This is a genomic window from Polaribacter sp. PL03 (assembly GCF_033875165.1).
Taxonomy (GTDB): domain Bacteria; phylum Bacteroidota; class Bacteroidia; order Flavobacteriales; family Flavobacteriaceae; genus Polaribacter.
This window is the reverse complement of the sequence record NZ_JAWZSV010000004.1, coordinates 536,343-561,313: the sequence shown is the minus strand read 5'-3', so window position 1 is coordinate 561,313 and position 24,971 is coordinate 536,343. Positions and strand designations below refer to the sequence as shown.

The following is a 24,971-nucleotide window of genomic DNA, read 5'->3' as shown; positions in this document are numbered from 1 at the left end:
ACTTCCATTGCACTTATTTTTTAAGCATTTTTACAATATAATTGAATATAAATGAAAAAGAAAAAACTTAATTTAAAAGACCTAAATCCAAATTCTGAAAAAGAACACAGTCACGATGATGGTCATAATCACGGAAGTAAACCGAATAATTTTAAGGCATATATTCCAGCAATAGTAAGCTTCATAATACTTATTGTTGGTATTGCTTTAGATTACTTTGATGTTGCATTTTTTAAAGATTGGATTCGCATTATTTGGTATAGCATCGCTTATTTACCAGTTGGATTTCCAGTTTTAAAAGAAGGTTGGAATAGCATAAAAAAAGGCGATGTTTTTACAGAGTTCTTTTTAATGTCAATTGCCACAATTGGCGCATTCATTATTGGCGAATATCCCGAAGGTGTTGCGGTTATGTTATTTTATGCAGTTGGCGAATTGTTTCAAAATGCAGCAGTCAATAGGGCAAAATCGAACATAAAAGCGTTGCTCGACGTAAGACCAAACGAGGCTTTGGTGTATAGAAATAATGATTTTATTTCGGTTAATCCTGAAACTGTAGAAATTGGCGAAAAAGTACAAGTCCGTGTTGGCGAAAAAGTGCCATTAGATGGTATTTTACTTTCTGATAAAGGTTCGTTTAACACAGCAGCTTTAACAGGCGAAAGCAAACCTAATACGATTGCCAAAAGTGAAAAAATTTTTGCAGGAAGTATTAATCTCGATGGTGTGATTGAAATTGAAACCACTAAAGAATTTAAAGATAGTTCCATTGCAAGAATTCTCGATATGGTACAAAATGCCACAGCCAGAAAATCAAAAACCGAATTGTTCATTAGAAAATTTGCACGTATTTACACACCAATCGTTGTGTTCTTGGCAATTGGAGTTACGTTTTTACCTTACTTTTTTGTGGATGATTATGTATTTAGAGATTGGCTGTATCGTGCCTTGATATTTCTTATAATTTCTTGTCCTTGTGCGTTGGTAATTTCAATTCCGTTGGGTTATTTTGGTGGATTGGGAGCAGCTTCAAAAAATGGAATTTTATTTAAAGGTGCATCTTTCCTTGATGCTATGACCAAAATAAACACGCTGGTTATGGATAAAACTGGAACAGTTACAAAAGGCGTTTTCAAAATTAAAGAGGTAAAAGCAATCGGTTGGGAAGAAACCGAATTTATGAAATACCTAATGGCAATGGAGGAACAATCCACACATCCAATTGCCAAAGCCATTTTGGAATATAAAGCAGAAGGCGCAGATTTTAAAGCTTCCGATGTATCAGAAATCGCAGGAAAGGGTTTAAAAGGAATCGTAAACGGAAAATCTGTTTTAGTTGGAAATAAGGCTTTAATGACTGCCAATAAAATTGAAGTCGCAAAAGAAACCAACTCGATTGTAGAATCCATTGTTTTAGTTGCTATAAATGATAAATTTGCTGGTTATGTAGTTATTGCAGATGAATTAAAGGAAGATGCAAAAGAAACAATTATTAATTTACGTAAGATAGGAATAACAACTATTATGATGCTTTCGGGCGATAAAGATTCCATTACCCAAAAAGTAGCATCCGAATTAAATATCAAACAAGCCAAAGGTGGATTATTGCCCGAAGACAAATTGAATGAAGTAGAAATATTAAAGAAAAATCCAGAAAACAAAATTGCATTTATTGGCGATGGAATAAATGATGCACCAGTTTTAGCAGCAAGTGATGTTGGTATTGCAATGGGTGGTTTAGGAAGTGATGTTGCAATTGAAACCGCAGATGTTATTATTCAAACCGACCAACCTTCAAAAGTGGTCAGAGCAATAAAAATAGGTCGTTCCACTCGAAAAATTGTTTGGCAGAATATAGGCTTGGCATTTGGAGTGAAAGTGATTGTGTTGATTTTAGGAGCAGGTGGATTAGCTACAATGTGGGAAGCGGTCTTTGCAGATGTAGGTGTGGCACTTTTAGCAATTTTAAATGCAGTTAGATTACAGAAAATGAATTGGGATTGAGTAACATTGCGTAAAAATTTGGTGCTAAATTGAAAAATCGATAACCGAAATGCCAACGCTTAAGCCATACACATTTACAGTCGCATCATCCAAGCTTCGCCAAAACTGTAAAAGAGTATGTCTTGCCAACGCTCACATCTGAACTAAACAAAAAACATCGGAAAACCAAGCTGAACGTGAAAAGCACTATGCACAACAATGTATATAAAACATAGCTATTACAGGCTTTCCGAGAGGTTTTTGCTTATTTGTTAAGTCCGCCAATTTTTTATTTTTGTATATTTAGAAAATTAAAGATAAATAGAAAAAATAAAAAATCGGCTCGTGTATAATCCGAAACGAAAGTGTCTTTTTACACGCTACGTTTCATATACGGAGTTAGGCACAATACGAAATAGGTTGACTAAAAATTCATCACTTAATGATAGTCACTTATGAAAGCACAAAAAGAACACTGGCGAAAAAAAAGCTACAAAAAAGCAACTTTAGAACTCAAATTATTCGTCGTTGACCAAATTCAAAATGGTCAGATTTCTACAAACTTTGCCTCTAAAAAATATGATATTCCTAGAACTACCATTTCTTATTGGATAAGAAAATATAGTACCTTAGTGCAACAAAATACAGGTATGAGTAAAAACGATGAAATTAAAAAACTAAGGGAACGCATTGAAGAACTAGAGTTTCTAAAAGACTTTCAACAAGATATTATTGCTGATATGGAACTCATTACAGGCGTCGATATGTCAAAAAAGTCATTGCCCGAAACATTAGCAAACGAGATAGAACTAAAGAAGAAAAACATTTTAAAAGAAAATGGCTCTATCAATGTTTTGGGATCTCTAAACAAGCCTTCTACAAAAGACTCAAAGCGCAACAAAAACAACAAATAGACCATCTAAAATTAATCAAAATGGTCAAAGACTACCGTAAAAAAGTAGGCTCTAAAACTGGCGGAATCAAACTACATACGGAACTTAAACAAGACTTTATAAACGCTGAAATTAAAATAGGCAGAGACAAGTTCTACAGTTTCTTGAGACTTAATAAATTACTAGTACCTAAGTCAAAAAACTACATCACAACAACCAATTCTAATCATATGTTCAAAAAATATAAAAACCTCGTAAAAGACCACGTTCCTACTCGACCAGAACAACTTTGGGTAAGCGATATCACTTATATTAAAACCCAAAACGGACATAACTACTTAGCATTAGTTACAGACGCCTATTCTAAGCAAATTATGGGCTATAAACTCGACAACCATATGAAAACATCGCTTTGTAAAGATGCTCTAGCTATGGCTATTAAAAATAGAAAATATCCTAATCAAAAGCTTATTCATCATTCAGATAGAGGGTTTCAATACTGCAACCCTAAATACACCGAATTTGCAGAAAACAATGGAATTACCATGAGTATGACCGAACAGTATGATCCTTATGAAAGCGCTATCGCTGAACGAATTAACAGGACTCTTAAATATGAATATGGATTAAAACAAACCATTAAAAACACTGACCTAGCTCAAAAAATGAATAAACAAGCTGTATATATTTATAACAATCTGAGAACACATTTTAGCCTGGATCTAAGAAAACCAGCTGAAGTACATTTGAATCCTAACATCATATACAAATCCTATCGGAAAAATAATGTAAATTTACCTGAACTAATGATTTAAAACAGACCTAGTTCAAACTATTTTTTTGCCTTCTAAATGGCTGAAAAAAATCTTTTGAACGTCGAAATAATAACTAAAAAAAGGTCAACCTATTTCAGTATAATACAAAAATATAAAAACCTAATTAAAGACCAAGTTCCTACTCGACCAGAACAACTATGGGTAAGCGATATAACATACATTAAAACAGATAATGGACACAATTACCTAGCAATCGTTACAGATGCATATTCTAAGCAAATTATGGGATATAATCTCGATAATCATATGAAGACATCACTTTGTACAGAAGCGCTGGAAATGGCTATTAAAAATAGAAAATACACTGATAAAAAATTAATACATCATTCTGACAGAGGTTTTCAATACTGTAACCCAAAATACACAGCCTTTGCAGAAAAAAATGGCATAATGATGAGTATGACAGAACAATATGATCCTTATGAAAACGCAATTGCAGAGCGAATTAATAGAACTTTAAAATATGAATACGGACTGAGAAACTGTATTAAAAACACTGCCATTGCTCAAGAAGTAACAAAACAAGCTGTATATATTTACAACAATTTAAGAACGCATTATAGCATAGATTTAAGAAAACCAGCTGAAGTACATTTAAACCCGAATATCAAATACAAATCGTATCGAAAAAATAATGTAAATTTGACTGAACTAAAAATTTAAAAACAAACGTAGTTCAAAATATTTTTTGCCTTCTAAACGGCTAAAAAAATAATTTGAACGATATAAATTAACCTAAAAAAAGGTCAACCTATATCAGTATAATACACCAAGTTCAGATTAAATAAAACCTATTTTTACACTAAATAATAAATCAATATGAAAAAAAAAATACTTTTATTAATACTATTATCGTTCCAGGTTATACAATCACAAGTTCCAACTAAAGAAAGAGATGCATTAATAGCTTTTTATAATTCAACAGATGGTGTAAATTGGAACCCAAGTTCAAGTACAAACTGGAATACATCTTTACCTGTTAGTGATTGGGCAGGTGTAACAGTTGAAAATATTACTGGACAAGACCACATTGTAAAAATAAAGCTTGATAATAGTTATCTTAACGGTACACTACCAAATGAAATTGGAAATTTATCTGAATTAAAAGATCTTGAAATTACTTTTAATGAATCTTTAACTGGAAATATTCCAACTACAATGGGTGATTTATTAAAATTAGAATCTTTAGTCCTATGGAACAATAATTTGACAGGTAATATCCCTTCTGAAATAGGAAATTGCACAAATTTAATCAACTTATATTTAGATAACAACCAACTTACTGGTAATATACCTCTATCATTTGAAGCGTTAAAGAATATAAAACTTTTTTTTCTTGATGGAAATAGATTTTTAGGAGAAATTCCTAATATTTTTTCAGATTGGAGTGATTTATCATATTTTGTAATAGGCTTCGAAGAAACCCTTGATTTTTATAATAATTTTAGTGGACAAATAGATTTAAGTAATAATACAAACCTTTTAGTTTGCAGTATATATAATAACAATATATCAACATTAAATGTTAAAAACGGAAATAACAGTAATATAACTAATGGAAGATTTAATACAAAAAGCAATCCAAATTTAAATTGTATTGTTGTAGATGACATAACATATAGTGATAAAAATTGGTCAAATATTGATTCGACAACACAATTTAGAAGTACTGAACAAGAATGTAATACTTTAAACGTTAATGAAGAAATATTTGAAAATAACATTATTGTTTTCCCTAACCCTACAAGTGGAATTATTAATATTTTAAATAGTTCTGAAATAGAAATTAAACAAATAATAGTTAGGAACATATTAGGTCAATCAATAATAATAAATGAATTCAAAAAAACAATTGATATATCTAAACTGCCAAGTGGGTTTTATAACATTGTTTTTGAGCGAGAAGACGGAGAAATTTTTAATCATAAAGTTATTAAAGAATAAAAGCCCATAACACCGTATATAATTTATTACTGCCTACTCGCCTACTTACGAAAGTCCTCGCGCACTTTCTTGGTCGGTAATTATTTACTAAATTAGTTGCTTGAAACACGCAACAAAACATATACAACAGCGTTGTACTTAATGCGGGATAAAAAGTCACACATCTAATTTATTTGAACTATTTTTCGTATTTTTGGTACATATAATATTTATTAGAGATAAAATGTCCCATAACAATAAACTTGCAAAACTTCCTCCAAAAAGAGAAAAAGTAGAAACAATTGAAATTCTTCGTCAATTGAGTAAATCTTCAAATTCATTAGGTGAATTAAAAGGGATTGCTAAAACTATTCCTAATCAGGAAATGTTGATTAATGCAGTTGTTTTACAAGAAGCTAAAGATAGTTCTGAAATTGAAAATATTATTACAACTCAAGATGAATTATATAAAGCATTAGCTACAAACACAAAACAACCAACTCAAGTTAAAGAAGTTATAAATTATAGAAGCGCAATTTTTTCAGGGTTCGAATTAATTAAAAAACAAGGTTTTTTAAAGTTAAAGGATATTGAAACAATTCAAAAAACTATTATCGAAAATAATGCTGGAGTTCGTTCAATGGCTGGAACTGTATTAAAAAACGATAAAACAGGAGAAGTTGTATATACTCCTCCACAAGAAAAAGATGCAATTTTAGATTTATTAGGTAATTTCTTAGAACATTTTAATGTAAAACAGAACGATTTAAACCCATTAATTAATTTAGCAATTTTACATTATCAGTTTGAGAGCATTCATCCTTTTTATGATGGTAATGGAAGAGCAGGAAGAATTCTAAACATCCTATACTTAATTATAAACGATCTTTTAGATATTCCTATTCTATATTTAAGTTCATATATCAACGAAAATAAAGCAGATTACTACCGTTTATTAAATACAGTTAATAACACAAATGAATGGTCTGAATATATCATTTACATGCTAAAAGCTGTTGAAGTAACATCGAACAGAACTATTGAGAAAATAAATTCTATAAAAACACTATTAGATGAAACTATACTATTTGCACAAGAAAAAGAACCGAAAATTTATAGAAAAGAATTAATTGAATTACTATTTGAACAACCTTACTCTAAAATAGAGTTTGTAGTAGAGAGATTAAACGTTGAGAGAAAAGCAGCTTCCAGATATTTAAAAAAAATGGAAGAAATCGGAATATTAACTTCTCAAAAAATTGGAAGAGAGAGTGTCTACGTAAATACAAAATTGATAGAAATATTGAAGAAGCACTAAGTACAACAAAGAACTGAGGTAAAAAATAAACCTTTTCTTTGTAAATTTTAAAAATATTATTCTAGGCTCATAATTATATTAATTAGTATTATGAGCTTTTATTTTTCTGAATAAAAGCTATTTATTTAGGCAAAACAGAAACATGCCTTTCATCATAAAGCAATCCCGATTTTGCTATTGCAAAACATTGTTTTAACAACTTATTAGAAACTGCAATTAAAGCTAATTTTTTACTCTTACCCTTGTTTACAATTCGCTCATAGAGCTCTATACATCCCTTATTATGCTTACAAGCCGTAAATGAACACAGGAATAAAAGATTTCGTAACTTTCTGTTACCAACTTTACTGATTCTACTTCTGCCTCTTACACTACTTCCTGACTCCCTTATAGTAGGCGTTATTCCCACATAGCTGCATAATTGTTTTGAGTTTTCAAATTTCTCAAAACCATCTGTAACCACAATTAAAAACAACGCTGTTTTTTGACCTATTCCAGGAATACTTGTCAATAATGTCAATTGTACTTGTTGCTCTTGTTTTACTAAAGAAAGTACTTTGGATTCAACTCCTAAAATCTCTTTATCTAAATGTTTTTTTGTCCTAATTAAAGATCGATAAACCCACTTAGACGGAATCCCTAAAACTTCTTCTCCATGGATTTTATTTTTAACTGCTGTACGTTTTTTAATATCACTATCTAACAATCTAAACAACTGTAAACACTCACTTTGAACATCGGTAAGAGCTGTATACAATGGAACTTCAGTGATTTGACCATATTCACAAATCGCTTTAGCATCACTTTTATCTGTCTTTACTTTAGCTAATTTCATTTGTATAAAACGCTTTACTGATAATAGATTTACAACGGAAACTAAAACACTTTGTTTATATAAAAAAGGTCAACCTATATCAGTATAATACAAAATGCTATTGCAGAAAGAATTAATAGAACTTTAAAATACGAATATGGGCATCTACAAATGAAAACCAATTGAAAACTACATTACATGCTATAAAAGAAGTGATACAACAAAAATAAATTTAGAACAAATTAGAAAAACTATTAGCAACGCCGTATAAAAAAAATGCTAGTATAATACAATCTATAGCATACTTACTATTTGTAATTTATTTACCCTCTTGCTTATTAATATATGTTAATTTTATTAAGCAGACCCTTGTATGCCATTTTGAGAACAACTTAATTAAAAATTAAGCAACATAGAATTATAACTATCTTCAACCGATTGAATAACATAAGACTTATCTAAATTTAAACCTTCTATATCTTTTATTTTATTGAATTCTCGCATATTACTATCGCCCCACAAACTGAATTCAACGATTATTGGAGTTAATCGAATTCCTTTTTCTGTTAACAAATAAATATTCTCTTTTTTATTTTCAGGTATTTTTGTTTTGAATATTAATTTATAAGATTCCAATAATTTTAATCGTGCAGACAAAATACTTGGAGCAATCCTTTCGTCCGAATCAGATATTTCTTTAAAAGTCTTTTTGTGTTTAACTAGCATATCTCGGATAATTAACAAAGACCACTTATCGCCTACAACATCTAATGCAGAAGAGATTGGACAGCCTGAACGAAATTCTTTTTTCATTATTTATAAATTATTACTATCAATTCGAAAGTAATTACTACTTTTGCTATCGAATTGAAAGCAAAAATACAAAAATTATGTTAGCAGGTCATTTTACTACCGCATTAATAGCAAAACAAAAGTTTCCAAAAGGAACCTTCCTTTATTTTTTAATTATATCACAATTACAAGATTTATTATGGTTTACATTCCATTATTTAGGACTTGAAGTTACAGACCCAAGTGATGCTTTTGATGCTACTTTAAGCAACATGGCAGTAGATATGTTATATAGTCATGATTTAGCACCTTTATTATTTTGGCTAGCGATCGCATTTATAATTGGAAAATTATTATTTAAAAGCACGAAAATAGGATTAGTAAGTATGGCTTTAGTATTGGCACACTTTGTTTTAGATTTCTTTTCTGGTCATATGCATCATCTGTTTGGAGCAGGTACAATGGACGCTGGTCTAGGCTTATATGCTTCCAATGTATATTTAGCTATTTTCATAGAATTAATGTTCATCATTGGATCACTTTGGTACTTCTTTAAAGGAGAAGCAAAAAAAGGAATTATACGAACTACTAAAAATAAAGTAGCTATTATTTCTGTTTTCGCTTATGGAATTATTTTCATGTCACTAATAGCAACAAACTCTTTTAGAGAAATTTTAAGTATTCCTGAATTTGATTTAGGCTTTAACACCAATATGCCTACCTTAATTTTTACTTATGGTGCAATGTTGTATTGTTTAAATTATTTTGTTCCTAAATATAAGGTTGAATAAAAAATAGAACTATGATTGAAGGAATTATCAGCTTTATAAAAGAATTGAAACTTCGTAACGAGTACTTATTTTATTTTGGCCTGTTATGTTTAATTCTTTCAATAGTTTGTATTGTTCTTACCAAAACCACATCAACACAAATTAACGGCGTAAATGCTTGGTCTAAGCCTTTTAAATTTGCAGTATCAATAGGCTTATACTCTTGGACTATGGCTTGGTACTGCCATTATCTGTCTAATTTTAACGTAACACCTTTTAATTGGACCGTAATTACATTGTTCGGTTTCGAACTTTTATATATTATTTTTCAAGCTTCAAAAGGGCAATTATCTCACTTCAATATTAGCACACCAATATATTCACTTCTGTATTCTTTAATGGGTATAGTGGCAGTAATTGTAACACTATATACTGCTTATATTGGCTTACTATTTTTTACACAGTCTTTTCCAAATTTACCAACTTATTATGTTTGGTCAATTCGTTTGGGTATCTTAATTTTTGTTATATTTTCATTTGAAGGAGGTTTAATGGGATCTCGAATGAACCACAGTGTTGGAGCTATTAATGATAATTCGAATTTGTGGATTTTGGGTTGGAGTAAAACTGTAGGCGATTTAAGAGTTTGTCACTTTATAGGAATGCACGCTTTACAACTATTACCATTACTTTCCTTTTACATTTTTAAAAACACAAAAGCAACAGTAATTATTTCAATACTTTACTTACTTCTTGCAACATCAACATTAGTTCAGGCATTAAAAGGTAAACCTCTTTTCACACAAAAAGACGTGAAAAATTCAAAATAAAAAACGGCATACAACAATATACAAAAACAATAACAGGTTTAGGTTTTAACTCGAATTATTGTATAACCTTTAACCACATCAAACAAACAATGAGAAAAATTTTAAGTTTAGTATTATTAATTAGTTTTTTTTCGTGTAAGAATTCAAAAAAGGAAAATAACCTAAAAGAAACTGAATTAACGCAGAAAGAGAATAACCTCGAACCAAAAACAAAAGAGCAAATATTAGCACTTAATTCTGAAGTTAAAAGCAACATAATCCATTGTGAAAATGAAATGTTTATTATTAAAATTGATGACCTTAAAAATGGAGATTTAAGATACACTTCTTGGGATAAACCAAAGTCGATATTAGATGAACCAAATCTTATCTTGTATAAAGGAAAAGTAGAACGACAAGGAACTAGTGGTGGTTATCATTACATCTTTAAAAGTGGTGAGTGGAGTTATATTATAGAAAATAATTTTATTGGAGAAACTGCCGAATCAATGGGGATTTTTCTAAGGTTGCTTAATAACGGAAAACAAGAGAAATACTCTAAAATGACGAATTTAACTACCGAAAAAGATTATGATTTGGAGTCTTATTCGAAAAGTAATTTAGTTGGAAGTTGGTGGACACCACACTATGCTATTAGAAAAGTAAGTTTTAATGAAAATGGAACATTCTTATTTGATAATGGGGATGGGAAAAATTTAAAAGGAAAATTTAAACTGAATAACAAATCCGTAAGCTTAAATTTTAATAATGGACTAAGCAAAACATTAAAAATTGGACGTGGAAAAGAAAATACTAGTTTTACTTTAATTGGCGAAGGAGAAAACTTTGTTAAAGAATGGAAAAATTAAAACTTTTATTCTAATATTTTATAACCTAAAATTCCGTATTAATTGTATCGCAATTATTACGAAATTTTTAGCTTGTTTTTAAAAATGTTTTTTTCTAAACACTTACTCGTATGACTTGGAAGTGAAGTTACTAAAGATATGCCTTCAGATGTTTTTACAGTTGGTATTGCTTGTAAAGTTTTACGAAAATTAGAACAGTAACTTAAATTTTATTACTGATTTTGGCTCATTTAGAAAATACCTTCAAAATTTGGGTATGAATGCTTTATTTATTTAATTTACTATTAGGAAAAAAAAATAAATCATCACAAAATTAAACTCATTTCGAAGAATGAATACCAAAGCTATTGGAAAATATTTTTTAGATATTAATATGTTCAATATTCCTTTATCTCTAGTAATAGGCATAACACTTAGTTTTGGTTGGGGTATGATAACTTTTTGTTCTTTTGGAATTTTAATAGGTTATTTAGGATTTGAATATTTTAAGGAAAATGAATATTACTCTTACTATAATCTTGGTTTCACAAAAAGTAATCTTATAAAAAAAGTATGGCTGTTAAATATAATTATTTCTAATTTATATAATAGTCGAATAAATGAATGTATTAGAAATAAGTAATATTAACAAGTCTTATGGTAGTAAGATTATTTTAAATGATGTTAATCTTAGTTGTAAAACTGGAGAAATAATTGGCGTTTTTGGTAGAAATGGAGCAGGAAAATCTACTTTATTAAAATTAATATTTGGAACATTAAAAGCTGATTCAATTCTTTTAAAAATAAATTCAGAAGTTATTACCCAAAACAATATTATTCCTTCAAAAACAATAGCATATTTACCACAAAACACTTTCTTACCAAAAGAACAAAAAGTAAGAGCAGTAATATCATTGTTCTTTCCTAATGGAGACGATCAAAATAAAATTTTTTATTCACCACGAGTATCAAGTTTTGAGAAAATAAAAGTTGGTAACTTGTCTTTAGGTCAATTAAGATATCTAGAAATACTAATTATAGGAAACCTAAAACACCCATTTTTAATGTTAGACGAGCCTTTTTCTATGATTGAACCTATTTACAAAGATATTATCAAAAATTTATTACTAGAATTAAAGGAATCTAAAGGCATAATATTAACAGACCATTATTACAATGATGTTTTACAAATTACAAATATAAATTTTGTAATAAAAGACGGAAAGAAGATTGAAATTAAAAATAAAGAAGATTTAGTTAAGTATAGATATTTGAATTCTAGTGAATAATAAATAATTTGCCCAATACCGTCCTATAAAATTGTCTATTCATAAAATATAAAGCTTCCTTTTTTAACATTCTAAATTCTTATAATAAAGAGATTCTTAATGATCTTTAAAATATAAATGTTTCGGTTTACTTAACAAAAAGAATAAAATTGAACTTGAGAGTTAATAAGTAACTTATTTATTTAATTTCGTTAACAAGATATTTTAGCCCTGATTGAAACGACATCCTTTTTTATTTTTCTTAAAAAAGATATAGTGAAAAGCAGGAAATAGCTTCAAAAAATAAATGCTTATTATTCTTGCCAATTTTTTAAACCCCAATTATCTAAACTTATTAATATACTTTTTAAAGAGCTACCTCTACTACTTAATTTGTACTCTACTTTAGGCGGAACAACGGGGAAGACTTCTCTTAAAATAAGGCCGTCTTTTTCTAACTCTCTTACCGTTTGTGTAAACATTTTATTTGAAATTCCTGGTACTTTCTTTTGCAAGACTCCAGATCGTAATTCACCTTCTAATAGATGAAATAAAACCAAAGGCTTCCATTTAGTACCAATTAAACTCATTGTGTAATTTAAAGGACAAATATCTTTTTTACTCAAAATTATAATTTTAAAATAATGATAATCAACTAAATACTCTTTTAAGTAACTATAGTACTTTTAAGTAAGTACTTGTTACATATGCAAATATAGATTAATTTTGTAGTCTAAATTAAAAATTATGACAACAAACAAAGAGTACCCAAAATCATTTTCGCATGTAGGAATTACAGTGCCCAATATAAAAGAAGCTGTAAAATTTTATTCTGAAGTTATGGGTTGGTATGTTATTATGGAGCCTGCCATTGTTAAAAAGGAAAAAGAAACAGCTATTGGCCAAATGTGTATAGATGTTTTTGGAGAAGATTGGACTACTTTTGAGATTGCTCATTTGGCAACATCTGATGGAATTGGAATTGAGTTATTTTCTTTTCCTAATGGTAAAAAAGAAACGCCAGAATTTAATCCTTTTAACACTGGTCTTTTTCATTTTTGTGTACAAGACCCAAACATAGAAGATTTAATTGAAAAGATTGTGTCTTATGGAGGTAAACAAAGAATGCCAATAAGAGAATATTACCCAAAAGATAAACCTTTTAAAATGTGTTATGTTGAAGATCCTTTTGGAATTGTTTTTGAAATTTACACACATAGTTACGAGTTAACATATTCTTCTGGTGCTTATTCTAAATAAAAATGAATGCTCTGTTATTTTAAAATATCAAGTTTTTATAATGCTTAATATTTTTATATAAATTCTTTATAAAAATAACTTCTATTCTATTGGTAGAAAATTGCAAAACGTTTTGTTAGATTCTTTAAAAAAATCTAATTGACGTATCTTTGTAGCCTATCTAAAGTTAAAAATTATGCAAGACAATAAAATACTGAATTATATAAAAGAGGTTTTAGAAAACATGCCAAATGGCTGGTTAAATACAACTACCCATCGATTAGATATTTATGATGAAAAATTGGCTAAAACCCAGTTTTTGAATCAGTTTGAAAACTTATTTAATAACAATAATTCTAAAGCAACTGCACTTAGCGAATTACCAACTGCTTATGATTATATTAGATTAGGCCATCCTTTATCTTGTGTTTTAGAATGGGGAATTGGAAAACTAAATAACTTAAAACCTGAAAACATAATTAGTTTTTCTTCTAAAATTGTGCCTATTTTATCTATTCTAAGAAAGAACTTGTTAGAAAATAAAAAAACGCAAATAATTTATACCGGTAACTTGCCAAGTTTTTTTAATATTGAAATTTTAAAGAATATTTATGGTTATAATTTCGAGTTAAAAAAAGTTGAAGAAGCTGCAACCTTAAAAAAATTTAATGGTAGTACTATTTTCATTTCACAACAAAATGAAATTGGTGCTTTTAATAGTAATTCTAATATCGATTTTTTTATTAATATAAACGAAGAACTAGGAAGTATTTTAGTTATTAACGGAGCACAAAACGAGAGTTATGTTAAAGATATACAACATGTAAGAAGAAGAGAAACTATTGCAATGACACCTGCTAATTCTCTTGCTGCTTTAAATTTATTAATAACTAATACGTCTATTAATAATAAAGAAAATAATAAAAATGCAAATAAAGAACTTGTTGTAAATTCTATTAAAGAAATTACCAATGCACATACAAAGGCATTAGTTGCATCTAGTGGGTTGTCTATACAATATGCTATTTTAATGGGGCTTATTCATGATGCTGTTGAAAAGCATGTTGATAAGGCTATTAAAATTATTGTTCCGCCAAATTGTTATGGTGGTACAAATGACCAAGCAAGACGTGTTGCTGCTTGTTTAGATAATGTAGAAATTGTAGACTTACTTGTAGATGGTGATAATGATATGGTACAAAGTATCGATACTGTTTTAGCTAAAATTGCTACCGAAGATGCAGTACCTTATATAATTGCAGAAATACCTACAAACCCAAGAGTTGAAGTACCTAATCTTATTGCCTTAAGAGATGTTTTAAGTAAAAAACGTTTAACAGAAAAAGGTAAAGTAGCAATTGATCCTGTTTTTATTTTAGATCAAACTTTTTGCCCTAACGTTCACTTTTTAGGTGAAGATGATATGCTGGCAACCGTTAGAACTATTTCTTTTGCTAGTGGCTCTAAATTTCCTAGTGGCGGACAATGTACTGCTGGTTACTGTGTAGGAAATAAAAGAACGGTTGCATTAATGGAAAAAATAGAATTACATCTAACTCTTTGCGATAATGAAGCTACAGATTTTCAATATGAAATATTAGCGAAGCAATTGCCTTCTATGAATAAAAGAATTATAGATGCTTATAAGAACACTCGCGAGTTTGTTAACTTTATTCATGATGCTTTACCAGATGCAAAAATTAACTTTGTTTCAGAAGAATTAGCTTCTCAAGGGTTTACTCCTTCGGTTTTCTCATTAGACCTTCCTACAAAAGGAAATACTGATGAAGAAAGAGAATCGTACAAGAGGGCTCTTAATTTAAAATTAATAAATTTAATGATATCCAAAATACCTAATGAGAGTAAACATTGTGTTAGTTATGGCCAATTAAACGGTTGTTATTGGACAATACCTGCTACCTCTACACAAGGTACAACTAAAGAAGGTGATAAAGATTATATTGCTCGTGTTGCACTTTCACCAAACATGGATTTAGATCTTCATAAAAAAGTGTTTTTAGAATTTGTTAAAAGTATTTAATATTACAACAATCTTAAAGTAAAAAAGAGCCGTATATACATTTGTAAATACGGCTCTTTACTATTAAAAAAAACAAATCGTTTGCTTCTACTCTATCTTATAACATTAAGAAAAAGTAATACTTACAAAAAAGATTATTTTCTAATACTTTCTGCTTCTGTTATTAAATTAGTTTTAGCTATTGATGCTTCCGAAGATAAAGTAGTTCCTATTAAATTAGATTTTTCATAAGGATCTGTAGAAAGATTGTAAAATTCTTCGATACCATTATTATAGATTATGTACTTATAATTTATATTTCTAATAGTATAAGCATCTTCTTTTTCTGAATAAATAAACGATCTTTTAACACCATTTTCATTTGCAAATAAGTCTTTAAAACTTATACTATTATAAATTTCTGTAGATTTAACTCCTGCTACATTAGCAATTGTAGTATACAAATCTGTAGCATTTATTAAAGCTGCTTCCCTAACGCCTACTCTATTTACACCTTTTCCAGAAAGAACCATTGGTACATTAATTCCGCCTTCATATAAACTACCTTTTACTGTTTGTCTAGAATATGGTGCTTGAGCTACTTTAGCAGGAGAACCGTTATCGCTAATAAAAATAATTAATGTATTATCTCTTTCTTCTTTAGATAAACTCTTTAAAAAGCGTCCCATTTCTGTATCTAAAGTTTCTAAAGCAGCTATATAATAAGGCAAAGGATTGGCATTAATAGAAGCGCTATCTGTTGGTAAATTGCCTTGAGAATGTAAATCAATTGGAGGTAAGTGAAAAGGTGTGTGAGGCGCATTGTATGCCAACCATAAAAACCAAGGCTTTGTTTGTTTGTTAGTCCAATTTATAGCTAAATCTGTTAATTTTGTAGTTGTGTATTCTGTTGATGTTGTACTTGTTCCGTTTTCTATTAAAGACCAATTATTATAATCTGAAACTCCGCCAGAAAGAATACCTGCAAAATAATCTGCACCCATTGTTATTGGATCATTAGCATTATTAGACAAATGCCATTTACCAATTAAAGCTGTTGCGTATGCGTTGTTAGTATTCTCTTTTATAAACTGTTGCAAAGAAATTTCATTTGTAGATATTTCATTCCCCACAGCTATAACGCCAGTGTTAACACCGTACTTTCCTGTTAAAATTGATGCTCTTGTAGGTGAACATACAGAATAAACCCAAGTATTATCGAATGTAATACCAGAACTCATTAAGCTTTGTAAATTTGGCATGCTTGCTTTTACATTTCCTTCTATATAATTTGGTATTACATCTTTACTTACATCATCTACAATTACTAATAAAATATTAGGCTTTGTAATCGTTGTAGAAACTTCTAGTTCTTCAAATGTATTTGGTGACGAACTACAATTTATCAATATAAAAACTAGTATGAAGTAAAAAAAAATAGTGAATTTCATAAATTAATATTTAAATTTAGACTTCATTTTATCTGAATAGTTTAATTTAATTCATAAAAACTGTAACAAAACCTCTAAATTAATCGTCTTAATAGCATAATCATTCAACCAAAGCCATTATGAAAAAGTATCTTTTATCTTTATTTTTATTAGTTATATGCATTAGCTGTTCTTCATCTAAAAATTCTGAAGTATTTATTGAAAATGCCGAAGGACGTTATTTGTTTAATGCCAATGAAGTTTTAGAGGTATACTTTAAAGATAAAGAATTATTTGTAAAATGGAGAAACAGAGACGATATTAAGCCTTTAAAATTAAATGATAGTTCTTTCTACATGAAAGCTTTAAATGAAAAAATAATGTTTGTGAATTTGCCAAAAATGCATATTGAGTTGGCAGAAAAAACAGAGCACAAAGGTGTTAAATATCATTTTAGAAAAATGATAGCTAATGAAAAAACACCAAATGAATATTTTGAAGCTAAAAATTACAAAAAAGCTTTGGAAACTTTCTTAGAAATAAAAAAACAAGATTCTTTAAGTCCGGTAATTAGAGAATATAACATTAATAAAATAGGTTATAATTATTTAGAAGGTAATGAAATAGGTAAAGCTATTGAAGTCTTAAAAATAAACACTTATTTATATCCAAAAAGTTCTAATACTTATGATAGTTTGGGTGATGCATACTTAAAAGCTAAAGACACCACAAATGCTGTTGAAAATTATACGAAAGCATTGTCTATAAACTCAGAAAATAATAGTGCCTTAAGAATGTTAAAGAAAATTACAAAAAAATAATGGACATAGAACAGTTAAAATACCCTATTGGAAAAGTAGTTTTACCTACAAAAATCACTAAAAAAGATATTGAAGAATGGGTTTCTGTATTAGAAAGATTTCCTCAAGAATTAGAATTTTTAACAAAAGAATTATCAGAAAATCAATTAGATACTCCGTATAGAAAAGATGGTTGGACAATTAGGCAAGTAATACATCATTGTTACGATAGTCATCATAATTCTTACACTCGTTTTAAATGGGCTTTAACAGAAGACAAACCTATTATAAAAGCATATTATGAAGAGCGTTGGGCAGAATTAGAAGATTCTAATACTGCACCTATCTTTTTATCTATAGATGCTTTAAAAGCCCTACACTCTAAATGGGTCTATTTATTAAGAACGCTATCTATACAAGATTTAGACAAACAATTTAGACATCCTTCTAATAACGAAGTAATAAGTTTAAAAGAAAATATAGGCATTTATGCTTGGCATTCTAAGCATCATTTTGCACATATAGAAGAGTTAATGCTTCGTAAAGGTTGGAAAGAATAGCAATCTATAAATTTAATTTTCTATTTATTAAAATACTCATACCTTTAAAACTTAATTTAAAAGTATGAAAACTGCAAAACAATGGTTTGATGATTATGCAATAAGCCATCAAAATGAAACCAACCAATTAGTGCATTACATTTGTGTGCCTATAATTTTCTTTAGTGTAATTGGCCTTTTAATGAGCATACCAACTACTTTTTTAGAAAATAATTTAGACTTACATAATCCTTTATTAGAAAATTGGGCAGCAATTATTGGTGTTCTTATTTCTATATTTTATTTGCGTTTAGGTTTTTGGTATTTTATAGAAATGTTGTTTGTAATACTACTTTGTATTATTGGTAACTTTTGGTTAGGTAATAACACAAACTTATTATACGCCTCTATTATTATTTTTGTTGTAGGTTGGATTGGGCAATTTTGGGGTCATAAAGTTGAAGGAAAAAAACCATCTTTTGCTAAAGATTTACAATTTTTATTAATAGGACCGCTTTGGGTGATTCAAAAACTAGGCAAAAAGAAATAATACGTACTTATGAAAGATGAGATAAATTTTGAAGATTTTCTAAAAGTAGATATTAGAATTGGTACTATAATAGAAGTTAACGATTTTCCTAAAGCAAGAAAACCTGCTTATCAACTTAAGATTGATTTTGGTGCTTTAGGTATAAAAAAATCGAGTGCTCAAATAACAGATTTGTATACAAAAGAAGATTTACTAAACAAACAAGTTTCTGTAATTGTAAATTTTAAACCAAGACAAATTGCCAATTTTATGAGCGAATGTTTAGTTATTGGCGTTTATAACACAGAGGGAGATGTTGTTTTATTACAGCCTTCTAAAACCAGTAAAAATGGAGAACAGATTTCTTAATCTTTTTTATTGGCTTAATTATTGATTCTACTCAGAAAAATAATTAAGCTTTATGAAAAAAATTACTTTACTTACTCTTCTGTTTTTAAATCTTGCACTTTTTTCTCAATCAAAAGAATTTGTTATTGTAGATGCAAATTCGAATAAACCAGTAGATTTAGCACAAATTTCTTACCCAACTCTAGCTACTGGAAGTATTTCTAACGAAGACGGAAAAATAAGAATACCGCTTCATAAACAAAACATACTTGTTTCTCATATAAACTATGTCGAAAAGGAATATCCTTTTGATATTTTTTATAAAAAAGACACCATATTTCTTGTACCTAAAAACATTCAATTAGATGAAATTATAATATCTAATGTCGATTTAAAGGCTAAATTTTCTAATATTTTAAAGAAAACTTATTTATCTAATTATTCTACAAAAAGAGCAATTAATAAAAGTACTTATAAAGAAACATTTAAAATTAACGATTCTCTTAACAGGCTATTTCAAGTACAATTAAATTGGTGGAGTAAAGAAGCTTTGTTTAAATCTGGTAAAGCAATTCATAAACAGAATAAGATTTTTTTAGAATCTGTAGATTATTCTAAAATTAAACAAACAGATGCTAGTATTTTAAACGCTAACGGCGCTTATATAGCTAATAAAGATCTTTTTAGAGTCTTACACCTTAATTATTGGCTAGAAGTACTAAACAACTTAACATTCGATTTTAATGTGAAATCTATTGAAAAAGAAAAAAAGGCAATAAAAATATATTTTGATGCAACTTTAATCGAAAAAGGAAAAGAAATTTATTATCATAAGAATAGTGTAATTGTCTTTGATGAAAATTATAATTACATTAAATATTTAAAATTGAATATGTTTTATAATACCAAATTTGAAAAAGGAGTTTCTAGGTTACATAAAATTCCAAATGAAAAAAAGACCACTAAACATTCTGTTGAATTATCTTTTAAAAGGTTAAAAAATAACAAACAAATTCTAAATTATTTTATATCTGAATTTGAAGGTATTATAAAAACTAAAAAGTATATAGATACTGTTGTTTCTAAACAAAGTATATTTATTTCTGAAAGTCTTTTAGATAAAAAATTGAAGAAAGAAAATATAGATTTCTATAAACCATTTTTCGAAAACTTGCCAACAAACTTAAAAAACAATGATGTTAAGATTTTATTAACCAAAGAAGAAAAAGGTTTTTTAAATAGTAGTAATTAATTTTTCGGATTATTTAAAATAACCAACGCTCCTATTACACCAGGAATCCAACCACAAAGGGTTAATAAAAAGATAATAAAAAAAGAACCACATCCTTTATCTATAACAGAAAGTGGTGGAAAAATAATAGCAAATAATACTCTAAAAAAACTCATAATTCAATTTTGGTTGGTTATACTATAAAGACGAGTTGTAGCCCATTTTGTTACACTTATATTTTTTTTGTAAAATTTTACTACTCTTTTCTAATTTAGAATAACACATAACTATAAATTAAAAAAAGTTGTGAATTCACAATATAAATAATGAACGCACAACTTTTTTGATCTCTTATATTAATTTAAATACTACATCTTATCTCCAAAGAAAATAGCATTCATTAATAACTTATTTGTACCATACCAAAATGCTCTAAAATTAGTATTGTCTGTAAAAACAATTACTCTTCCTCTTCCCATTCTTTGCACTTTAAAAGGAACTGTATTTTTAATTACTTTTGCATTTTCCTTAGAAATATAACCACTTAATAAAGGGTTTGAAGTATACTGAATTGGGTTATTATAACTGCGCTTATCAGCTTTAATAAATAAAGTAGAGTTTCTAAACAACGCTAACTTACTATTTTTATACCCAAAATTTATTGGGTGAGACCTATCTACATTTGCTTCAAAAATAGCACCACCAATAACTTGTGCACCAGATCTTAAAGATTTGTTTTCAAAAGAAATATCTTTAATAGTATCTGTTTTTGCGTTATCAAACTCTAAATTTATAAACTTACTTCTAGCTAACCATCTTGCAGTATTTTTGTAACCAATTAAAATTCCACCATTTTTAACCCAAGTCATTAATTTATCTTCTGCACCTTTACCTAGATTATAACTACTAGGAACAACTATAGCAGAATATTTACTAATATCTAATCTTGTAAAGTAACTCATATCTAAACGAGTTATAGCCATATCAAAACGTTGATCTAGCAAATGCCAAATTTCTCCAGAATCATTTCCTGCAATTCCATCACCAACCAACATGGCTACTTTTTGCTTTTTAATATTGCTAAAATTATTACTACCTAAATCAATTCCGTCATTTAAACCTGTAGCTACACCATTTATAGAAACATAACTTTCTGTTGCTATCTTTTGTAAAAATTGAAACAATTCTAAAGTATTTAATTCCTGATTCTGAACCGGTATAAAAATGGTTCCGTAATCATAAGAATTTCCTCCATTTTTAAAATTTTTCATAGAAACTTTAGCACGAATTCCTTTCTGTAAAATTGCATTTAGAGCTTTTGGTGTGTAATATTCATTCCAAGACATTAAATACCCATAATCACTTTTAGAAGAAACTATTCCTTCTTTCATTTTTAAATCTAAAATTTCTTTTCCAGCTTTAGAAAGAGAAATATTCTCTGCATAATCTACACCAAAGGCGTGGTTAAAAGTCCACGCAGAAACATCATAAAACAAACTGTCTTTAAATGTTGTTCTAACATCGAACATTGCTTTAACTAAGCGTTGATTTTTCTGGTTCATTGGAACTACATAACTATATCCTTTTTTATAGTTTTTTCCATTTTCTGTAAAATCTGTTTTTACTTCGTGAATTTTAATTTGATGACGTTTTAAAACTTCTGCTAAACGGTATGTTTTTGCAGCATCTTTCTCATCACCAAAAACAATTGCTTTATTTGTTCCTGTATTTCTAGATTTTTTATAAAAATCTTGCTGATATTTTAAAATCTTAGTTCTCATTTTTCTACCTGCTTCTAAAGTAGATAATGCCGCAGTAAACTGGTTTCTAATTGTAAAAGGAAACGTTAAAACTCCATTTACAGTTTCTTGTGCATGTCCTCTAGAACTTCCTTGTTCAAACAAAATACCAATACCACCGTTAATGTCTGGAAAGGTTGACCCTTTACCGTAATAAAAATCGTCGTAACTTTCTTCTGAATAATATAAAGAACCAATCTTATCGAATGCTTTTGCATGGTACGTTCCTATTTCTTTTGTTAAATCCTGATTCATCTGTGGTGTTAAAGGATTTGTTCTACTAGGAATTCCTGGTTGAAAAAAGAAACTAGAATTGCTTCCCATTTCATGATGATCTGTTAAAATATTAGGCAACCATTTATGAAAACTTGCAATTCTTACTTTACTTTCTGGCAATTGAACTGGCAACCAATCTCTATTCATATCAAATTGATAATGGTTTGTTCTACCACGAGGCCAAATTTCTGAATATTCTCTATCGTTAGGATCTGGGTTTATATTTTTACTTCTATTTGTATTTGCCCAATACGCAAAACGCTGTAAACCATCTGGGTTTAAAGAAGGATCGAATAAAATAACAGTATTATCTAATAAATTATCGATATCTGTACCTTGTGCAGCAGCCAAATAATAAGCTACAGCCAAAGCTGCATTAGAACCACTAGGTTCATTACCATGAATAGAAAAACCTTGGTAAACTACAATCGGATTTTTAGAAATGTCTACAGTACTATTGTTAGTAGCTTCTATATGTTGCTTTCTAATATTTTCTAAATTATTATGATTTTTTGGTGACGTTATCGTTAATAACAACAAAGGTCTATCTTCATATGTTTTACCTCTATTTTCAATAGAAATTCTATCTGATGAAGCTGCTAAAACTTTCATATACTCCACCAATTTGTCATGCGTAATATGCCACTCACCTACTTCATGACCAATAATAGATGCTGGTGTTGGTATGTTTTTATTATAAGTAACATTTTTAGGTAAGTAGTAAGATAAATCTACCTTTTGGGCAGTTATAGAAAAGGATGCAAATAAAAAAAGAAGTAATATTTTTTTCATGTGAGTACGAATTTGGTTAGCTAACAAATATAAGAATTCAGAAAGTGTAATCTCATTCTTTAACAACACATTAACTACTCATTAACTACTCATTAAACTTAAAAGTAATTTAAACTACGTTGACCCTTAAAATAAAAAAAGCCCAAGAATAAAATTCTTGAGCTTTTAATTTATATAAAATTATTCTTTTATCTTCTACTGTAATTAGGTGATTCTTTTGTAATAGCAACATCATGCGGGTGACTTTCATTAATTCCACTAGCTGTAATTCTTACAAATCTTCCAGTTTCTTTTAATGTTTCAATATCTTTTGCACCACAATATCCCATTCCTGCACGTAAACCACCAATAAACTGGTGAATACTTTCATCTAAATCTCCTTTATAAGGCACTCTTCCTACAATTCCTTCTGGCACTAACTTTTTAATATCTGCTTCAACATCTTGAAAGTATCTATCTTTAGAGCCTTGTTTCATTGCTTCAACAGAGCCCATACCTCTGTAAGATTTAAACTTTCTTCCTTCGTAAATAATTGTTTCACCAGGAGATTCTTTTGTTCCGGCTAATAAAGAACCTAACATAACAGAATCTGCACCAGCAGCAATTGCTTTTGGTATGTCACCTGTATAACGAATTCCACCATCTGCAATAACAGGCACTCCACTTCCTTTAATAGCAGCTGCAACTTCTAAAACTGCAGAAAACTGAGGAAAACCTACACCTGCAACAACTCTTGTTGTACAAATAGAACCAGGTCCAATACCAACTTTTACGGCATCTGCACCAGCTTCTACTAAATATTTAGCAGCAGCACCCGTTGCTATATTACCAACAACAACATCTAAGTTAGGAAATTTTGCTTTTACTAGTTTTAAAACAGTAACCACACCTTTTGTGTGCCCATGTGCTGTATCTATAATTACTGCATCTACACCAGCATTTACTAATGCTTCTGCTCTTTCTACAGCATCACCGGTAACACCTAAAGCAGCAGCAACTCTTAATCTACCAAAAGTATCTTTGTTTGCTATTGGTTTCTGAGTAACTTTTGTAATATCTCTAAACGTAATTAATCCTTTTAATATGTAAGCATCGTCTACAATTAAAAGTTTTTCTATTTTATAATTTTGAAGAATTTTTTCAGCATCATTTAAAGAAGTACCAACAGCTGCAGTTACCAAGTTTTCACTTGTCATTACTTCTACAATTGGCTTATTAACATCATGCTCGAAACGTAAATCTCTATTGGTAACAATACCTTTTAAAGTACCGTCTTCATCAATAATAGGAATTCCACCTATTCCATGTTCTTTCATGCTAGATTTTGCATCTAAAACAGTAGCAGTTAAAGGTAAAGTAACAGGGTCTAGAATCATTCCAGATTCTGCACGTTTTACTCTTCTAACTTCTTGTGCTTGTTGCTCAATAGTCATGTTTTTATGTAAAACACCAATACCACCTTCTCTTGCAATGGCAATTGCCAAAGCAGCTTCTGTAACAGTATCCATCGCTGCAGAAGCAATAGGAACGTTAATAGTAATATTTCTAGTGAATTTTGTTTGAATGTTTACTTCTCTTGGAAGTACATCTGAAAAGGCAGGAACTAATAAAACGTCATCATACGTTAAACCTTCTCCTAAAATTTTGTTGTCGTGTGCTGTCATGTTGCAATTAAGGTATAATTGCGAACAAATTTACAATTTATTATTGAGAA

24 protein-coding genes and 1 pseudogene are annotated in these 24,971 nt (G+C 29.0%); 18 read left to right on the top strand and 7 right to left on the bottom strand.

All coding sequences use genetic code 11. From position 1 onward, the window contains the following. Window positions 1-51: 51 nt before the first annotated feature. The 6 genes from SHK09_RS11220 (at window position 52) to SHK09_RS11195 (ending at window position 6,953) form a co-directional block, all read left to right on the top strand. Window positions 52-2,004 carry a heavy metal translocating P-type ATPase gene (locus SHK09_RS11220; protein WP_319810868.1) on the top strand — a complete coding sequence of 651 codons (1,953 nt, stop codon included), beginning with the start codon at window positions 52-54 and terminating at the stop codon, window positions 2,002-2,004. Window positions 2,005-2,438: 434 nt separating this feature from the next. Next, on the top strand, window positions 2,439-2,897 hold the full coding sequence (locus SHK09_RS11215) for a helix-turn-helix domain-containing protein (RefSeq protein ID WP_319810867.1): 459 nt from the start codon (window positions 2,439-2,441) through the stop codon (window positions 2,895-2,897). Then, on the top strand, window positions 2,843-3,691 hold the full coding sequence (locus SHK09_RS11210) for an IS3 family transposase (RefSeq protein WP_319810880.1): 849 nt from the start codon (window positions 2,843-2,845) through the stop codon (window positions 3,689-3,691). The genes SHK09_RS11215 and SHK09_RS11210 overlap by 55 nt, the downstream gene beginning before the upstream one ends. Before the next feature lie 54 nt (window positions 3,692-3,745). Beyond that, window positions 3,746-4,375 carry an IS3 family transposase gene (locus SHK09_RS11205; RefSeq protein ID WP_319810866.1) on the top strand — a complete coding sequence of 210 codons (630 nt, stop codon included), beginning with the start codon at window positions 3,746-3,748 and terminating at the stop codon, window positions 4,373-4,375. A 156-nt stretch (window positions 4,376-4,531) separates the two neighbouring features. Then, complete coding sequence (locus tag SHK09_RS11200; RefSeq protein ID WP_319810865.1) at window positions 4,532-5,656, top strand: T9SS type A sorting domain-containing protein; 1,125 nt, start codon at window positions 4,532-4,534, stop codon at window positions 5,654-5,656. A 223-nt stretch (window positions 5,657-5,879) separates the two neighbouring features. Continuing rightward, window positions 5,880-6,953, top strand: coding sequence for a Fic family protein (locus SHK09_RS11195; protein ID WP_319810864.1), 1,074 nt, complete (start codon window positions 5,880-5,882; stop codon window positions 6,951-6,953). A 121-nt stretch (window positions 6,954-7,074) separates the two neighbouring features. Here SHK09_RS11195 and SHK09_RS11190 read toward each other — a convergent pair. Together SHK09_RS11190 and SHK09_RS11185 are read right to left on the bottom strand one after the other, a co-directional pair. Continuing rightward, a pseudogene (locus SHK09_RS11190) lies at window positions 7,075-7,854 on the bottom strand (IS110 family transposase); the annotation flags it as partial. 309 nt (window positions 7,855-8,163) lie between these two features. Further along, window positions 8,164-8,580: a helix-turn-helix domain-containing protein gene (locus SHK09_RS11185; protein ID WP_319810863.1), complete on the bottom strand. Its 417-nt coding sequence runs from the start codon at window positions 8,578-8,580 to the stop codon at window positions 8,164-8,166. A 77-nt stretch (window positions 8,581-8,657) separates the two neighbouring features. Between SHK09_RS11185 and SHK09_RS11180 the strand changes: the two genes are divergently transcribed. The 5 genes from SHK09_RS11180 to SHK09_RS11160 all read left to right on the top strand — a co-directional run bounded on the left by SHK09_RS11180 (window position 8,658) and on the right by SHK09_RS11160 (window position 12,275). Next, window positions 8,658-9,350, top strand: a complete 693-nt coding sequence (locus tag SHK09_RS11180) for a hypothetical protein (RefSeq protein ID WP_319810862.1) — start codon at window positions 8,658-8,660, stop codon at window positions 9,348-9,350. A gap of 11 nt (window positions 9,351-9,361) precedes the next feature. Further along, window positions 9,362-10,159, top strand: coding sequence for a hypothetical protein (locus SHK09_RS11175; RefSeq protein WP_319810861.1), 798 nt, complete (start codon window positions 9,362-9,364; stop codon window positions 10,157-10,159). Between the two features lie 89 nt (window positions 10,160-10,248). Then, complete coding sequence (locus tag SHK09_RS11170; RefSeq protein WP_319810860.1) at window positions 10,249-11,007, top strand: hypothetical protein; 759 nt, start codon at window positions 10,249-10,251, stop codon at window positions 11,005-11,007. Between the two features lie 331 nt (window positions 11,008-11,338). Further along, window positions 11,339-11,629, top strand: a complete 291-nt coding sequence (locus SHK09_RS11165; protein ID WP_319810859.1) for a hypothetical protein — start codon at window positions 11,339-11,341, stop codon at window positions 11,627-11,629. Beyond that, window positions 11,607-12,275, top strand: coding sequence for an ATP-binding cassette domain-containing protein (locus tag SHK09_RS11160; RefSeq protein ID WP_319810858.1), 669 nt, complete (start codon window positions 11,607-11,609; stop codon window positions 12,273-12,275). Before SHK09_RS11165 ends, SHK09_RS11160 begins: the two co-directional genes overlap by 23 nt. A 293-nt stretch (window positions 12,276-12,568) precedes the next feature. Here the strand turns inward: SHK09_RS11160 and SHK09_RS11155 are convergent, their stop codons facing one another. Next, on the bottom strand, window positions 12,569-12,844 hold the full coding sequence (locus SHK09_RS11155) for a winged helix-turn-helix transcriptional regulator (protein ID WP_413774279.1): 276 nt from the start codon (window positions 12,842-12,844) through the stop codon (window positions 12,569-12,571). A 157-nt stretch (window positions 12,845-13,001) separates the two neighbouring features. Between SHK09_RS11155 and SHK09_RS11150 the strand changes: the two genes are divergently transcribed. Both SHK09_RS11150 and SHK09_RS11145 read left to right on the top strand, forming a co-directional pair. Next, window positions 13,002-13,514, top strand: coding sequence for a VOC family protein (locus tag SHK09_RS11150; RefSeq protein ID WP_319810856.1), 513 nt, complete (start codon window positions 13,002-13,004; stop codon window positions 13,512-13,514). Window positions 13,515-13,689: 175 nt separating this feature from the next. After that, window positions 13,690-15,534, top strand: coding sequence for a cystathionine beta-synthase (locus SHK09_RS11145; RefSeq protein WP_319810855.1), 1,845 nt, complete (start codon window positions 13,690-13,692; stop codon window positions 15,532-15,534). Window positions 15,535-15,668: 134 nt separating this feature from the next. Here SHK09_RS11145 and SHK09_RS11140 read toward each other — a convergent pair whose 3' ends face one another. Further along, window positions 15,669-16,964 (bottom strand): sulfatase-like hydrolase/transferase, encoded by a 1,296-nt coding sequence (locus SHK09_RS11140; protein WP_319810854.1) that lies wholly within the window; start codon window positions 16,962-16,964, stop codon window positions 15,669-15,671. Between the two features lie 119 nt (window positions 16,965-17,083). On the opposite strand from SHK09_RS11140, the gene SHK09_RS11135 reads away from it, so the two are divergent. The 5 genes from SHK09_RS11135 (at window position 17,084) to SHK09_RS11115 (ending at window position 20,411) form a co-directional block, all read left to right on the top strand. Beyond that, window positions 17,084-17,764 (top strand): hypothetical protein, encoded by a 681-nt coding sequence (locus tag SHK09_RS11135; protein ID WP_319810853.1) that lies wholly within the window; start codon window positions 17,084-17,086, stop codon window positions 17,762-17,764. After that, a complete protein-coding gene (locus tag SHK09_RS11130) occupies window positions 17,764-18,303 on the top strand; it encodes a YfiT family bacillithiol transferase (RefSeq protein WP_319810852.1) in 540 nt (179 codons plus the stop codon). The genes SHK09_RS11135 and SHK09_RS11130 overlap by 1 nt, the downstream gene beginning before the upstream one ends. Window positions 18,304-18,367: 64 nt before the next feature. Then, complete coding sequence (locus SHK09_RS11125; protein ID WP_319810851.1) at window positions 18,368-18,832, top strand: DUF962 domain-containing protein; 465 nt, start codon at window positions 18,368-18,370, stop codon at window positions 18,830-18,832. Window positions 18,833-18,841: 9 nt separating this feature from the next. Next, entirely contained in the window at window positions 18,842-19,180 is a 339-nt protein-coding gene (locus SHK09_RS11120; RefSeq protein ID WP_319810850.1) for a tRNA-binding protein, read from the top strand. A gap of 52 nt (window positions 19,181-19,232) precedes the next feature. Continuing rightward, window positions 19,233-20,411, top strand: coding sequence for a hypothetical protein (locus SHK09_RS11115; protein WP_319810849.1), 1,179 nt, complete (start codon window positions 19,233-19,235; stop codon window positions 20,409-20,411). Here the strand turns inward: SHK09_RS11115 and SHK09_RS11110 are convergent. The 3 genes from SHK09_RS11110 to guaB all read right to left on the bottom strand — a co-directional run bounded on the left by SHK09_RS11110 (window position 20,408) and on the right by guaB (window position 24,921). Further along, the gene (locus SHK09_RS11110) at window positions 20,408-20,566 is read right to left on the bottom strand and encodes a YqaE/Pmp3 family membrane protein (RefSeq protein ID WP_076686390.1); all 159 of its coding nucleotides are present in this window, start codon (window positions 20,564-20,566) and stop codon (window positions 20,408-20,410) included. The two genes, SHK09_RS11115 and SHK09_RS11110, sit on opposite strands and share 4 nt — an antisense overlap. Before the next feature lie 192 nt (window positions 20,567-20,758). Continuing rightward, window positions 20,759-23,257, bottom strand: coding sequence for a M14 family metallopeptidase (locus SHK09_RS11105; protein WP_319810848.1), 2,499 nt, complete (start codon window positions 23,255-23,257; stop codon window positions 20,759-20,761). Window positions 23,258-23,445: 188 nt separating this feature from the next. Then, a complete protein-coding gene (gene guaB, locus SHK09_RS11100; RefSeq protein WP_319810847.1) occupies window positions 23,446-24,921 on the bottom strand; it encodes an IMP dehydrogenase in 1,476 nt (491 codons plus the stop codon). Window positions 24,922-24,971: the final 50 nt, after the last annotated feature.